The 14,185-nt window shown below is 58.9% G+C and carries 15 protein-coding genes; 10 read left to right on the top strand and 5 right to left on the bottom strand.

Features of this window, described 5'->3' with window-relative positions:
• Nucleotides 1-89: 89 nt before the first annotated feature.
• Together OEG82_RS02030 and secB are read left to right on the top strand one after the other, a co-directional pair.
• Nucleotides 90-647 carry an FxsA family protein gene (locus tag OEG82_RS02030; protein WP_267610794.1) on the top strand — a complete coding sequence of 186 codons (558 nt, stop codon included), beginning with the start codon at nucleotides 90-92 and terminating at the stop codon, nucleotides 645-647.
• 81 nt (nucleotides 648-728) lie between these two features.
• A complete protein-coding gene (secB, locus tag OEG82_RS02025) occupies nucleotides 729-1,244 on the top strand; it encodes a protein-export chaperone SecB (RefSeq protein ID WP_267610793.1) in 516 nt (171 codons plus the stop codon).
• Nucleotides 1,245-1,374: 130 nt separating this feature from the next.
• On the opposite strand, the gene dnaQ is transcribed toward secB, so the two are convergent.
• From dnaQ to OEG82_RS02000, 5 genes are read right to left on the bottom strand one after another with little or no spacing between them, the layout of a single operon-like run.
• Entirely contained in the window at nucleotides 1,375-2,067 is a 693-nt protein-coding gene (gene dnaQ / locus OEG82_RS02020; protein WP_267610792.1) for a DNA polymerase III subunit epsilon, read from the bottom strand.
• Between the two features lies 1 nt (nucleotide 2,068).
• Complete coding sequence (gene coaE, locus OEG82_RS02015) at nucleotides 2,069-2,668, bottom strand: dephospho-CoA kinase (RefSeq protein ID WP_267610791.1); 600 nt, start codon at nucleotides 2,666-2,668, stop codon at nucleotides 2,069-2,071.
• Entirely contained in the window at nucleotides 2,665-3,525 is an 861-nt protein-coding gene (locus OEG82_RS02010) for a shikimate dehydrogenase (protein ID WP_267610790.1), read from the bottom strand. The genes coaE and OEG82_RS02010 overlap by 4 nt, the downstream gene beginning before the upstream one ends.
• Nucleotides 3,515-4,108 (bottom strand): Maf-like protein, encoded by a 594-nt coding sequence (locus OEG82_RS02005; protein WP_267610789.1) that lies wholly within the window; start codon nucleotides 4,106-4,108, stop codon nucleotides 3,515-3,517. Before OEG82_RS02005 ends, OEG82_RS02010 begins: the two co-directional genes overlap by 11 nt.
• Nucleotides 4,109-4,147: 39 nt before the next feature.
• Nucleotides 4,148-4,969, bottom strand: coding sequence for a pyruvate, water dikinase regulatory protein (locus tag OEG82_RS02000; RefSeq protein ID WP_267610788.1), 822 nt, complete (start codon nucleotides 4,967-4,969; stop codon nucleotides 4,148-4,150).
• Between the two features lie 378 nt (nucleotides 4,970-5,347).
• Here OEG82_RS02000 and hemE point away from each other — a divergent pair, with 378 nt between their 5' ends.
• The 8 genes from hemE (at nucleotide 5,348) to OEG82_RS01960 (ending at nucleotide 14,182) form a co-directional block, all read left to right on the top strand.
• Nucleotides 5,348-6,388 carry a uroporphyrinogen decarboxylase gene (gene hemE, locus OEG82_RS01995; RefSeq protein ID WP_267610787.1) on the top strand — a complete coding sequence of 347 codons (1,041 nt, stop codon included), beginning with the start codon at nucleotides 5,348-5,350 and terminating at the stop codon, nucleotides 6,386-6,388.
• Nucleotides 6,385-6,930: a protoporphyrinogen oxidase HemJ gene (gene hemJ / locus OEG82_RS01990; RefSeq protein ID WP_267610786.1), complete on the top strand. Its 546-nt coding sequence runs from the start codon at nucleotides 6,385-6,387 to the stop codon at nucleotides 6,928-6,930. The genes hemE and hemJ overlap by 4 nt, the downstream gene beginning before the upstream one ends.
• Before the next feature lie 199 nt (nucleotides 6,931-7,129).
• Nucleotides 7,130-8,395, top strand: coding sequence for a transcription termination factor Rho (gene rho / locus OEG82_RS01985; protein WP_267610785.1), 1,266 nt, complete (start codon nucleotides 7,130-7,132; stop codon nucleotides 8,393-8,395).
• 43 nt (nucleotides 8,396-8,438) lie between these two features.
• Nucleotides 8,439-9,761: a tRNA uridine-5-carboxymethylaminomethyl(34) synthesis GTPase MnmE gene (gene mnmE, locus OEG82_RS01980; protein ID WP_267610784.1), complete on the top strand. Its 1,323-nt coding sequence runs from the start codon at nucleotides 8,439-8,441 to the stop codon at nucleotides 9,759-9,761.
• A 163-nt stretch (nucleotides 9,762-9,924) separates the two neighbouring features.
• Nucleotides 9,925-11,796 carry a tRNA uridine-5-carboxymethylaminomethyl(34) synthesis enzyme MnmG gene (gene mnmG / locus OEG82_RS01975; protein WP_267610783.1) on the top strand — a complete coding sequence of 624 codons (1,872 nt, stop codon included), beginning with the start codon at nucleotides 9,925-9,927 and terminating at the stop codon, nucleotides 11,794-11,796.
• Nucleotide 11,797: 1 nt separating this feature from the next.
• On the top strand, nucleotides 11,798-12,460 hold the full coding sequence (rsmG, locus tag OEG82_RS01970) for a 16S rRNA (guanine(527)-N(7))-methyltransferase RsmG (protein ID WP_267610782.1): 663 nt from the start codon (nucleotides 11,798-11,800) through the stop codon (nucleotides 12,458-12,460).
• Nucleotides 12,460-13,254 carry a ParA family protein gene (locus tag OEG82_RS01965; protein WP_267610781.1) on the top strand — a complete coding sequence of 265 codons (795 nt, stop codon included), beginning with the start codon at nucleotides 12,460-12,462 and terminating at the stop codon, nucleotides 13,252-13,254. Before rsmG ends, OEG82_RS01965 begins: the two co-directional genes overlap by 1 nt.
• A gap of 34 nt (nucleotides 13,255-13,288) precedes the next feature.
• Nucleotides 13,289-14,182 (top strand): ParB/RepB/Spo0J family partition protein, encoded by an 894-nt coding sequence (locus OEG82_RS01960; protein ID WP_267610780.1) that lies wholly within the window; start codon nucleotides 13,289-13,291, stop codon nucleotides 14,180-14,182.
• The last annotated feature ends 3 nt before the right edge of the window (nucleotides 14,183-14,185 follow it).

The following is a 14,185-nucleotide window of genomic DNA, read 5'->3' as shown; positions in this document are numbered from 1 at the left end:
GCCCTTGGGCCAATCAATCAAAGGGTCTGGCCATTCTATTTCCCGCCGCCTGCGAAAAGCGGGCGCTTTTTGACCACGGATTGTTCTTCATGCGGTTTTCCCTGATTCCATTTCTGCTTCTTGCCGTGCCACTGGCCGAAATTGCGGCCTTTGTCGTCATCGGCGGTCAGATCGGTGTCTGGGCCACGCTCGGCATGGTGCTGTTCACCGCCATCCTGGGCAGTTTCCTGCTGCGCTGGCAGGGAGTGGGGCTGTTCAACCGGATCAATGCCGAGATGCGCGCCAACCGGGTGCCCGGCCGCGAACTGGTGCACGGGGTGATGATCCTGATTGCCGGCGTGCTGCTGCTGACACCCGGATTTGTCACCGATTCGCTCGGCTTCCTGCTGTTCGTCCCCGCGATCCGGGATGGCGTCTGGCGCCTGATCAAGGACCGGATCGTGGTTCAGACCATGGGCGGCTTCAGCGCCGATCCGCGCAATCCCGGCGCTGATCCGCGTCGGGGAAGCGGTGCACCTGACGGCGTGGTCGATCTCAACGAGGATGAATATGAGCGCACCAATGATTCGTCTTCGCCCTGGTCGGACGACCGCGAAAGCCTGACAAAGCCCGGCCGCAAGGATGGCGGCAGCGCAAACGGGTTGTAAGCCCGCTGGCGAAATGCTAGCCCATGCCCGAACAATTTTCAGGACAACCGCCTTGGCGGATGAAAAACAGGGAAGAGCCACATGGCAAAAGACACAACCCAAAAAGGTGATGCCGCAGCGACTGACGTCAAAGGCAATGGCGAAGCACCTTCGCTGAATGTTCTGGCCCAGTACATCAAGGATCTGTCGTTCGAAAATCCGGGCGCGCCGAAATCACTCGGCCCGCGCGAAAAAGCGCCGGAAATCAGCATCAATGTCAACGTCAACGCCAATCCTCTGGGCGAGACAGAATTCGACGTGCTGCTGACAATGAATGCCACCGCAAAGACCGGCGACACCGTCGTGTTCAATGTCGAGCTGGTCTATGGCGGCGTCTTCCGGGTTGCCAATTTCCCGCAGGAACACATGCTGCCGCTGCTGTTCATCGAATGCCCGCGCATCCTGTTCCCGTTTGCACGCCAGATCATCGCCGATGCAACACGCAATGGCGGCTTCCCGCCGCTGCTGATCGATCCGATCGATTTTGCCCAGATGTTCCAGCAGCGCATGGCTGAAGAAAACACCAAGGCGCAGGTTGCCACCAATCAGGTCAACTGAGCCGGCACTGGTCAGGACGAATGTGAAAGGCCGCCTCCGGGCGGCCTTTTGCGTTTCGGGGATCGCTCTCACCTGGTCCGGTGGTGCCCTGCCCCGCCATCAGCGGCCAAGGCCGGTTCGGCAGGATCGATCAGGCCTTGTTCCACAAGGCGTCGGCGCCGATGCGGGCAATCAGCTTTGCATGCGCTTCGATTTCGGCAGCGCTCAGGCGCTGTGGCAAGGGCCGCAGCCGCTCGCCGATTTCGACGACCTCGTGATCGACGTCCTGCTCAACGGTTTTGACATCATCGGTCGACAAGCCCAGCGCCGCCTGCCGGCCGCCATTCATCTCGATATAGACATCTGTCAGCAATTCGGCATCGAGCAGCGCGCCGTGCTTGTTGCGGTGCGAATTGTCGATTCCGTAGCGCCGGCACAGTGCATCCAGGCTGTTGGGGCCCATCGGATGCCGGCGCCGGGCGAGCGAGAGCGTGTCGATCACCAGATCCGGCGAGATCGCCGGCCGGCCAATGCGTTTGTATTCGGCGTTGAGAAATCCCATGTCGAAACTGGCATTGTGGGCGACGTAATGTGCCCCTTCAAAGAAATCCGCGATCTGGTCGGCGACAGCGCTGAACAGCGGCTTGTCAGCCAGAAAGTCATCGGTGATGCCGTGCACGGCCAGCGCATCGGGATGCACCTTGCAGCCATCGGGATTGATGAACAGATGCAATGTGCGGCCGGTCGGAAACTGGTTCTCGAGCTCGATGCAGCCGATCTCGATGATCCGGTCGGACTGGTTGCTCAGTCCGGTGGTTTCCGTATCGAAGACAATCTCGCGCATTCTATAGGCCCTTCTTCGAGGATTCGGTCAGTTTTGCAACGATGTCGGCAACCTGCTGGCGGGCCGCCTCCAGTCCGCCGCCGGTGTCAATGACATGGTCGGCGCGGGCGCGTTTTTCAGCATCGGTAACCTGCCGCGCCAGGATAGCTTCGAACTTGTCAGACGTCATCCCCGGACGCGCCATCACCCGCTCGCGCTGGATCTCCGGCGCACAACTGACGACGACGATGACGTCGACCCGGTCCTCGGCGCCGGTTTCAAACAGCAGCGGAATATCGACCAGCACCATCGGCTCATCTCTGGCGCGCGCTTCTTCAATGAAGCTTTTCTCACGCGCCCGCACCAACGGGTGAATGATCGCTTCCAGCCGGGCAAATTCCGCCGGTGCCGCCATCAGTTTTTCCGACAGTACTTCCCGGTTGACCACACCATCGGGCGCGGATCCGGGAAACGCCGCCTCGATCAGTGGCGCCGCCTCGCCGCGATAGAGATCATGCACGATCTCGTCGGCGCTGATCACCGGCACGCCCAGAGCCTTGAACATCTCCGCGGTGGTGGATTTGCCCATGCCGATCGAGCCGGTCAGACCGATGACGATCATGAGTGCGCCTCCATGTCGGCGATGACCAGTTGCCGCAATTGTTGCGTGACCACCGGCCTCACCCCGAACCATTTTTCAAATCCGGGCACGGCCTGATGAAGCAGCATGCCCAGACCATCGGCCGTGGCCAGTCCCTGGCGCTTTGCCATTGTCAGGATAGGGGTCTGCAACGGGATATAGACAATATCGGTGACAAGCGCGCCAGATTCCATGGTGGTGAAATCAATCTCCGGGGCCTCGCTGCCGGCCATGCCGAGCGTGGTGGTGTTGACGAAAAGATGCGCGCCACTGACGGCATCGGCAAGGTCGTCCATGGCATGGGCCGTGACATGCGAACCAAAGCGTTCGGCCAGGGCGACGGCACGGGTCAATGTGCGATTGACTATGCTGATGTCGGTGAAACCGCGAGACAGAAGCGCATGGATGACTGCGCGGCTGGCGCCGCCGGCGCCCAGCACGATTGCCCTCTGGCCGCTATCCCAGCCGGGCGCGGTTTCGTCGAGATTGGCGGCAAATCCGAGAGAATCGGTGTTCGTCGCCATCAGCTTTCCCTTGTTAAGCCAGACCGTGTTGGCCGCACCGATCTGCCGGGCTGTTTCATCGACCTCATCGACAAGGCCGAAGATGGCTTCCTTGTGCGGCACGGTGACATTTCCGCCGGCAAAACCGGAGGAGCCGTCCTTCAGCGCCTGGAAGAAGCCCCGCAGGTCGTCCGGGGACACATCAACCGGATCATAGCTACCGGCGATTCCGGCCTGTTTGAGCCAATGGCGATGGATCATCGGCGAGCGGGAATGGCCAATCGGATGACCGATGACAAATGCGCGCGGCGCAATCTGGCTGGTCTTATCCGTCAATGGCCTGCAACTCCCGGAGTTTGGCGAGCAATGGCAGCATCGGCAAGCCGATGATGGTGAAGTAGTCACCCTCAAAGCGGTCGAACAATTGCAGCCCCTCGCCTTCAAACTGATAGGCGCCCACCGAGGACAGCGCCGGGCTGCCGACATTGGACAGATGGCGGCCGATGAAACCCGGATCGAGCTCGCGCATGGTCATGCGCGCCACCGAGACATGGCGCCAGATGGTCTCGCCGTCGCGCACCAGGGCCACGGCGCTGTTGAGCGCATGGGTGCGGCCTGACAATTGCAACAACCGCCGCCGCGCCTCTTCCATATCGGCGGGTTTGTGAAAGATCTCGCCACCAAGCGACAGGGTCTGGTCCGAGCCGATGACCAGCGCGCCGGGATTGCGGTCGGAAACGTCCTGCGCCTTGGCTTCGGCAAGCACGGTGGCGACGTCTTCCGCGGTAAGGCCGTCAAGCGTCTGTTCGATGACGCGCTCATCAATGCGGGCCGACTCGACATCAAAGGCCAGACCGGCATTTTCAAGCAGGGCTTTCCTGAAAGGGCTGGCTGATGCGAGCACGAGACGTGGTGGCATGGGTAACTCCTGGAACCGTGGGGCTGGCGTGAAACCGGGTTAGCGCCACTTGGGACGCAAGGCAAGGATCGCCGCTGCGGTCTCCTCGATGGATCGGCGGGTGACATCGATCACCGGCCAACCGTGGCGTTCGCACAGCGACCGGGCATATTTGAGCTCTTCGCTGATCAGCGAGCGGTCAGTGTAGTGTTCGCCCTGATAGCCGGTGGTCGAACCGAGCACCCGGTTCTGCCGGACCTGGGCAATGCGGTCAACGGAAGCAATGAGACCAACCACCAGTGGTTTTGTCGCCTTGGCCAAGCCTTCGGGAAGCGGCACACCATGGACGATCGGAATGTTGGCTGTCTTGATGCCGCGATTGGCAATATAGATGCTTGTCGGGGTCTTTGATGTGCGGCTGATGCCGATGATCACCAGATCGGCCTCGTCGAAATCGGCCGGCAACTGGCCGTCATCATGATCAAGCGTGAAATTCAGCGCATCGATTCGCTTGAAATACTCTTCTCCCATCGCGTGCTGCGCCCCAACCCGGCGGCGTGACGGGGCACCGAGATAGTTCTGGAACACATTGATCACCGGTTCGAGCACCGAAACGCTGGGCAGCCCCATGTCGCGGCACTTCAGTTCGATGATCGAGGACAGCTCTGCGTCAATCAGGGTGTAGAGCACGATGCCCGGTGCGCCATCGATGGCATCGAGCACCGCAAACAACTGCTTGCGGGTGCGAATCAGCGGATAGACATGCTCAAGTGCCTGCGCACTCTGGAATTGCGCGGCTGCAGCGCGGCCGGCAGCCATCAGAGTCTCTCCCGTGGAGTCCGATATCAGGTGCAGATGGAAGTAGTTTTTGCTCTGCTCCACATTATTCTCCGAGGGGTGTTGATAACCGGGGACAGGCTCGAGGTAAGAGAAGCGGCCATGTGATTGCAAGGGATAACCACAGGGTTTGTCCACAATGGGCAAAGCCGGGAGAGTTTTCGGCGACGGTTTTTGCATTCCGGGAATAATTGTCGGGGACGGAAACCGGATCGCCCTTCGGGAGTTAAGGAGAGTGATTGAATCAATTGGCTTTTATCAGCTCGATGCGGAGATGGTATGAAATCGGATTGGCCTTCCGGATTGGCACGGTTTATAGGATCAAGCTGTGGATAGGCTGTGGACAGAGTCCAATCCCCGTAAAACACAGACTCATAGAATCAGAATCCTTTTCAAATAGGATTTGTTTTAAGGAAGTGGTGGATGACAAATCCGATTGATCGCAAGGTGATGAAAGTGCTGACTGGGGAGACAGTGTTCCCACCACCGATCTGGCTGATGCGACAGGCAGGGAGATATCTGCCGGAGTACCGGGCGACACGGAAGACAGCCAAGGGATTTCTGGATGTCTGCTACACACCGGATCTGGCCGTCGAAGTGACTTTGCAGCCGATCCGCCGGTTTGGCTTTGATGCGGCGATCCTGTTTTCGGACATTCTGGTTATTCCCGATGCGCTTGACCGTAATGTGCGTTTTGTCGAGGGAACCGGGCCCTTGATGGATCCGATTTCACCTGAAGCCATCGGCCAACTTGATGCCTCCGGGATGCATGCCCATCTGGCACCGGTTTATGAAACCGTGCGGCGGTTGCGTGCGGAATTGCCTTCAGAAACGACGCTGCTGGGGTTTTGCGGTGCGCCCTGGACCGTGGCGACCTACATGATTGCCGGCCGTGGAACGCCTGACCAGGCACCGGCGCGGCTGTTTGCCATGCAGCATCCCGACGAATTCATGACCCTGCTCAACCTGCTGTCGGAGATTTCGGCCGACTACCTGATCGCCCAGATCGATGCGGGCGCGGATGCGGTGCAGATCTTTGATTCCTGGGCCGGCGTGCTGGGCGAGCGGGATTTTGCCAATTTCTCTGTCGGGCCAATGAAGCGGATGGTCGACAGGATCCGCGCCGAAAGACCTGGCATACCGATCATCGGTTTTGCCAAGGGCGCCGGTGCAATGCTTCTCAACTATCGCGACTTGACCGGGATCGATTGCGTCGGGCTGGACTGGACGGTTCCGTCCGGACTGGCGCGCGAGATCCAGAAGGGCGGCGCCGTACAGGGCAATCTCGATCCCTTGCTGATGGTGGCCGGCGGGTCTGCTCTGGATCGGGGTGTCGACGAGGTACTGGAAACGCTGGGCAATGGCCCGCTGATCTTCAACCTGGGCCACGGAATCACGCCGCAGGCGGACCCGGACAATGTCACACGTCTGATCAACCGTGTCAGGGGCGCTCAGCAGCAGTGACCCAGGAGCGCGCAACCAGTGCCGGTGAAGGCAACAAGGCCCGTGGCAAGGCCTATCTGTCGATTGCAGTGGTGGTCGGGCTGGCGGCCATGGCCTGGTGGTTTGATCCCGATTGGCTTTATGGCTGGCTCAAGGTGCTGCATGTCGTTGCAGTGATTTCCTGGATGGTCGGATTGTTCTATCTGCCGCGGCTGTTCGTCTATCATGCCGAGGCGCCAGCCGGCAGCGAACCGGCGGAAACCTTCGTGGTAATGGAGCAGCGGCTGGTGAAGGTGATCATGGCGCCGGCCATGATGATTTCCTGGGCCGCGGGTCTCTGGCTGGCCTGGAGCGGTTTCGGCTTTTTCGGCCTGTGGCTGTGGGTCAAGATCGCGGCCGTTGTCGGACTGACCGTGTTCCACGTGTTCCTGAGCCGGTCTGCGAAGCGCTTTGCCAGGGGCGAAAACAGCTGGACGGCGCGGCAATGGCGCATGGCCAACGAGATCCCGACCGTGCTGATGATCATTGCTGTAATCATGGTGATCATCAAGCCATTCGCCTGATCCGGCGATCAATCGGCCATATAGGGCCTGTCCGGCCGCATTTTGCTGCATGACAGGGCTTGCGGCGTTTCACGTGAATCGCTATCTAACAGACAACGTCTTCTATGGCGGGCGCCAGTACCAGTCTGGCCGGCTTCCCAGGCCGGATCGCCTCATGCCCGCCACTTCCCATATCTTAAAAACAAAATTTGGATTTCCCATGCAGGAAATGAAGCTTCAAGAGCTCAAGAACAAAACCGCCACCGATTTGCTGGCGTTTGCTGAATCCGTCGAGGTCGAGAACGCCGGTGTTCTGCGCAAGCAGGAACTGATGTTTGCGATTCTCAAGCAACTGGCGGCACAGGAAGTCGAAATCATCGGCGAAGGTGTTGTCGAAGTGCTGCAGGACGGCTTCGGCTTCATGCGCTCGGCCAATGCCAACTATCTCCCCGGCCCCGACGACATCTATATTTCGCCGTCGCAGATCCGCCGCTTCTCGCTGAAAACCGGCGATACGGTTGAAGGCCCGATCCGTGGACCGAAGGAAGGTGAGCGCTATTTCGCGCTGCTCAAGGTCAACACGATCAATTTCGAGGATCCTGAAAAGATCCGCCACAAGGTGCATTTCGACAATCTGACACCGCTCTATCCCGATGAGCGGTTCAAGATGGAGGTCGACAATCCGACCACCAAGGACATTTCCGCACGGGTCATCGACCTGGTGGCGCCGATTGGCAAGGGCCAGCGTGGCCTGATCGTGGCTCCGCCGCGCACCGGTAAGACTGTTCTGCTGCAAAACATTGCCCATTCGATTACGGCCAACCATCCCGATTGCTATCTCATCGTGCTGTTGATCGACGAACGGCCGGAAGAAGTCACCGACATGCAGCGCTCGGTTAAGGGCGAGGTTGTGGCATCAACCTTCGATGAACCTGCCGTACGTCACGTCCAGGTCGCCGAAATGGTGATCGAAAAGGCCAAGCGCCTGGTCGAACATGGCCGTGATGTCGTCATCCTGCTGGATTCGATCACGCGTCTGGGCCGGGCTTACAACACCGTCGTGCCATCATCGGGCAAGGTGCTGACCGGTGGTGTTGACGCCAATGCGCTGCAGCGGCCGAAGCGCTTCTTCGGTGCGGCGCGTAACATTGAAGAAGGCGGCTCGCTGACCATCATCGCCACGGCGCTGATCGATACAGGCTCGCGCATGGACGAGGTGATCTTCGAAGAGTTCAAGGGCACCGGCAACTCGGAAATCGTTCTTGACCGCAAGGTTGCAGACAAGAGAATTTTCCCGTCAATGGATATTCTCAAATCCGGCACTCGCAAGGAAGATCTGCTGGTTCCCAAGCAGGATTTGCAGAAGATCTTCGTGCTGCGCCGTATCCTTGCGCCGATGGGAACCACCGATGCAATCGAGTTCCTGATCGACAAGCTCAAGCAGACAAAGACCAACAGCGACTTCTTCGATTCGATGAATACCTGACGAATCGCCGTTATCGGCGGTTCGATTCGATACCGGTACAATTATGCGAGAGACCATCTTCGCTCTGTCGACAGGGCATCCGCCTGCGGGTGTCGCTGTCATCCGGATATCCGGACCCGGGGTTCGATTCGGACTCGAAACATTGACAGGATCCGTGCCGCCTGCCCGGGTTGCACGTCTCTGCGCCCTTCGTGACAGCAACGGACTGGTGCTTGATCGCGGCTTGGTTCTGTATTTTCCGGGTCCACAATCCTTTACAGGCGAAGATGTCGCCGAGTTACAGATCCACGGCAGCCGCGCTTCGATTTCAGCAGTTTTGGAGTCATTGTCAGAACTCGAGGGCTATCGGCCTGCCGAGGCCGGAGAATATACGCGCCGCGCGTTCGAGAACGGGTGTATGGATCTGACCGCTGTCGAAGGTCTGTCTGACCTGATCCGGGCTGAAACAGAGGCCCAGCGGCGGCAAGCCCTCGGCCAGGCCGATGGGACGTTGCAAATTCTCTACGATACCTGGGCCAAACGTCTGACCCATGCTCGAGCCATGATCGAGGCGGAACTCGATTTTTCTGATGAAGATGACATTCCCGGATCCGTGACGGACCGGATCTGGCCGGAGATGAAGCTTTTGGCGGAGGAAATCTCCGACCATTTGAACAAGGCCCGCTATGGGGAGATTGTGCGCGATGGATTCCGGGTGGCGTTGGTCGGTGCGCCGAATGTCGGCAAATCCTCCCTGCTCAACAGTCTCGCGGGACGCGATATCGCCATCGTGTCCGATATCCCCGGGACAACGCGGGACGTGATTGAAACCCGCCTGGATCTCGGTGGTCACCTGGTGGTGCTGCAGGACACGGCGGGATTGCGCGACACCGAGAGCCCGGTTGAACTGGAAGGTATCAGGCGAAGCCGGCTGACCGCCGACACCGCCGACCTGGTTCTGGAATTGCGGGAATTGGGCACCGGAGTTGCGCTCACTCATCCGCCCCTTCCGGATGACAAGGTTCTCATGCTCTGGACCAAGTCCGATTTGATGGAGGGGCAGGAATTACGAGCCAAATCCGATGGCCTTGCTATTTCAAGCAAAACCGGACACGGACTGGACGCGCTTGTTGCCCTGATCAGCGAGAGACTGGACAAGTTAGGTCGGGGGACTACGGAAGGTCTCCCGACACGAGAGCGCCATGTTTTGCTGCTACAGACTTGCCTGAAAGAAGTCGGCGCTGCTCTTGACGCCATTTCTGCCCCGATTGAAATTCGGTCGGAACACCTGCGGTTTGCCGCTGTAGCGTTGGGCAGGATCACCGGAACCGTGGACGTGGAAGATCTTCTCGGCGTGATTTTCTCGGAATTTTGCGTCGGCAAGTGATTCACGTGAAACATGTTTCGCCGTTTTCACGCTCAATCAGTGACTCACGTGAAACTTTCATTGAATCTCTGTCCATAAATCCGAGCAATTGTTTCACGTGAAACCTATTGCCTTGACAACAATCCTCTTATAGCCAAAGACAAGCGCCTTCCGGAGAGTGAGCATGCAATATGATGTCATTGTGATTGGCGGTGGACACGCAGGCAGTGAAGCCGCGGCCGCGTCTGCACGCCTTGGCGCCAGGACCGCGCTGGTTACCCACCGGTTCGACACCATCGGAACCATGTCCTGCAATCCGGCGATTGGAGGCCTCGGCAAGGGCCATCTGGTTCGCGAGATCGATGCCATGGACGGATTGATGGGTCTGGCCGCCGATCAATCGGGTATCCAGTTCCGGATGCTCAATCGCCGCAAGGGTCCCGCTGTCTGGGGTCCGCGGACCCAGGCGGACCGGAAGCTTTACCGCCAGGCCATCCAGAGGCTTCTGAAGCAGACCCCCAATCTGGAGATCATAGAAGGCGAAGTGGATGATCTCGAGCTGTCGGATGGATTTGTATCGGCTGTAAGGCTGAAGGAGGGCCAGTCCATTGCTTGTGCCACCGTAGTGTTGACCACCGGAACCTTTCTTCGCGGGCTCATTCATATTGGCGATCGCAAGATACCGGCGGGTCGTATGAATGAGGAGCCCGCGCTGGGATTGTCTACGACACTGGAACGCGCCGGGTTCAAGCTCGGCCGTTTGAAGACGGGAACACCAGCGCGGCTCGATGGCGACAGCATCGACTGGAGCCAGGTTGAATGGCAGGAGGCAGATGCGGAGCCTGTCCCCTTTTCTTTCATGACTGACAGGATCGAAGCCCGGCAGGTTCGGTGCGGGATCACCCGCACGACGCCCGCCACCCACAAGATCATTCAGGACAATATTCACCGATCGGCCATGTATTCCGGGCAGATCGGCGGCGTCGGTCCGCGCTATTGCCCCTCCATCGAGGACAAGATTGTCCGTTTTGGTGAAAGGGACGGCCATCAGATCTTTCTCGAGCCGGAAGGGCTCGATGATTCAACGGTTTATCCCAATGGTATCTCGACCTCGCTGCCGGAAGATGTGCAGGATGCGTTTCTGCGAACCATCCCCGGATTGGCGGATGTAAAGATCATCCAGCCCGGCTATGCCATTGAATATGACCATGTCGATCCGCGGGAGCTGGCCCAGAGTTTGGAGACCCGCCGGATCGGTGGGCTCTTCCTAGCCGGGCAGATCAACGGGACCACCGGCTACGAAGAAGCCGGGGCCCAGGGGATGGTTGCCGGTTTCAACGCCGCGCTGAAGGCGCAGGCGCGTCCAGCCTGTCTGTTCAGCCGAACGGATTCCTATATCGGTGTAATGATTGACGATCTGACCAGCAAGGGTGTCAGCGAGCCCTATCGGATGTTCACATCCCGCGCCGAATACCGGCTCTCGCTCAGAGCCGACAATGCCGAGCTGCGTCTTACCCCGAAGGCAATCGCGCTCGGGGCGGTATCGGAGAAGCGAAAGCAGAAGTTCAAGCGTCATTTTGATTCGCTTGCGAAATGTTTGCAGGATCTGAAGGCGCGGCAATTGTCCCCGAACGAAGCTGCGGCCCATGGGCTGGCATTGAACCAGGACGGAATACGCCGGTCTGCGTTTCAGTTGCTGTCCTATCCGACTATTACAATCGATGATTTGATCCGGATCTGGCCGGATCTGGCTGATTATGAGCCCAAGACACTGGAAGCCGCATCGATTGATGCAAGCTATGCAGTCTATATGGTCCGGCAAAGCCAGGACATTGAAAACCAGAAGCGTGACGAAGCCCGGCTGATTCCGGATTGGTTTCAGTATGACAATCTGTCAGGCCTCTCCCGAGAGTTGCGGCAGAAACTCGACGCCGCCAGGCCGCCATCGATTGGCCATGCAGAACGCATTGAGGGCATGACGCCCGCAGCCGTGGCCTTGATTTTGGCCCATCTGCGCAAGGGACCGCAGGACTCTGCAAGCAAAGTGGCAAGCTGACATGAACAAGAGTGAATCGGTCAAAGGCTTCTTTCCGGATTCCGCATTTGTTTCACGTGAAACATGGGACCGGCTCGAACTCTATGCAGATCTGGTGCGGAAATGGCAGGTCTCGTTCAATCTGATCTCTCCCAACACTTTACCGGTGCTGTGGGAGCGGCATGTTCTCGACAGTCTGCAACTGTTCAGGCTCGAGCGGAAACCACTGACCTGGATCGATATGGGCAGCGGCGCCGGTTTTCCTGGACTGGTGACCGCAATCTGTCTGCGCGACCTCGACGCGGGCTGGGTGCATCTGGTCGAAAGCAACAACAAGAAGGCTGCGTTTCTCCGGCAGGTGATCCTGAAAACCGGCGCCCGCGCCAGCGTTCATCCGTTCCGGGTGGAGTCTGCAGGGCCCGGAATTGACGACGTTCAGGCGGTTTCGGCACGCGCACTGGCATCGCTGACCGATCTTCTGGCCTATTGCGAATCCATCGCGCAGAAAAACCCCCATCTGGAGATGTGGTTCCACAAAGGGTTGGATTACCCTGAAGAACTGCGATCAGCACGTGACCTGTGGGGCTTTGATCTGATAGAACACCATAGTCTGGCGCAGGATGGATCGGCGATCCTGCATATCAGCAATCTTTCCAGAAAAAACCAGGCCGCGGACCCTTCTTGATGAAACTTTCGAAGAACCGGATCATCACCATTGCCAATCAAAAAGGTGGCGTGGGCAAAACCACCACCGCCATCAATCTCGCAACGGCGCTGGCGGCGATTGGCGAAGAGGTGCTGATCGTCGATATCGATCCGCAGGGCAATGCCAGCACCGGCCTCGGGATTGACCGCAAGGATCGCGGTGTCTCCGCCTATGATCTGCTGACCCATAATGCCACGGTCAGCGAAACGGTAATGCAGACAGCGGTTCCGCATCTGAGCATCATTCCCTCGACGATGGATCTGCTCGGGGTCGAGATGGAAATTGCCGGCATGTCGGACCGGGTGTTCCGGTTGAAGAAGGCGCTGCAGGCCGAAGATGCGCGCCATTATGATTATGTGCTGATCGACTGCCCGCCATCGCTCAATCTGCTGACAATGAACGCCATGGCCGCGGCGCATTCGATTCTGGTTCCGCTGCAATGCGAATTCTTCGCGCTTGAGGGGCTGAGCCAGCTGCTTGAAACCGTTGAACAGGTGCGCGATTCGCTCAATCCGACGCTGGATATCCAAGGCATCGTGATGACCATGTATGATGCGCGCAACAATCTTGCGCATCAGGTGGTGGATGATGTCCGGGCCCATCTCGGCGAAAAGGTCTACAAGACGCTGATTCCGCGCAATGTCCGGGTTTCGGAAGCGCCATCTTATGGCAAGCCGGCAATCCTCTATGACCTCAAATGCGCCGGAAGCCAGGCCTATCTGCAGCTGGCATCTGAAGTCATTCAGCGTGAACGCAATCGAAAGGCCGCCTGAACCATCGGGGACAGACGCAGGAATGGATAACATTATGGTAGAAGATGTTTCGAAAAAGCGTCTCGGACGCGGCCTGGCAGCGCTGATCGGCGAAATTGACCAGCCGGCTTCCGCGCAAACGGCCCCCACGGTATCGGCTGACCGTTTCGTTCCGATCGAACATGTCAGCCGCAATCCGCGCAATCCGCGGCGCAGCTTCGACCCGGCAGATCTCGAGGATCTGTCGCGATCGATCCGGCAGCACGGGATCGTGCAGCCGGTGATGGTGCGCACAGGCGATGTCGGCCGCTATGAAATCATCGCCGGTGAACGCCGCTGGCGTGCGGCGCAGATGGCAGGCCTGGTCGAGATCCCGGTGATCGTGCGCGATGTCGATGACAAGACAGCGCTCGAAATCGCCATTGTCGAAAATGTTCAGCGCGCGGATCTCAATGCCCTGGAAGAGGCGCAGGGCTATGAACAGCTCATTGCCCAGTACGGCTATACCCAGAATGATCTCGGCGAAGTCATCGGCAAGAGCCGCAGCCATGTGGCCAATTCGCTGCGCCTGCTCAAGCTTCCAGATGAAGTCCGCAACATGCTGGCAGAAGGCGCGCTGTCGGCCGGCCACGCCCGCGCCATCGTCTCGACCAGCGACCCGATCGGGCTGGCCAAGCTGATCGCCGACCGTGGCCTGTCGGTGCGGGATGCGGAACGTCTGGCGCAAAAGGATGCCGATCAGTCGAGCAAGCCGCAGGGTCTTGATACCAAGCCGGCCAGCCAGTCCGCTACCAAGGATGCCGATACGGTGGCGCTCGAGCGCAGCCTGTCCGATGTGCTTGGCCTGAATGTGGCGCTCGTACACAAGGGCCAGGGCGGCCAGATCCGCATCGACTACAAATCGCTCGAGCAGCTGGATGAAATATGCCGGCTGCTGGGCGGAAAATAGCGT

The organism is Hoeflea ulvae, from assembly GCF_026619435.1.
GTDB classification, from domain to species: Bacteria; Pseudomonadota; Alphaproteobacteria; order Rhizobiales; family Rhizobiaceae; genus Hoeflea; species Hoeflea ulvae.
Note: the sequence above shows the minus strand (reverse complement) of the source record. Positions and strands in the feature narration are given on the sequence as shown.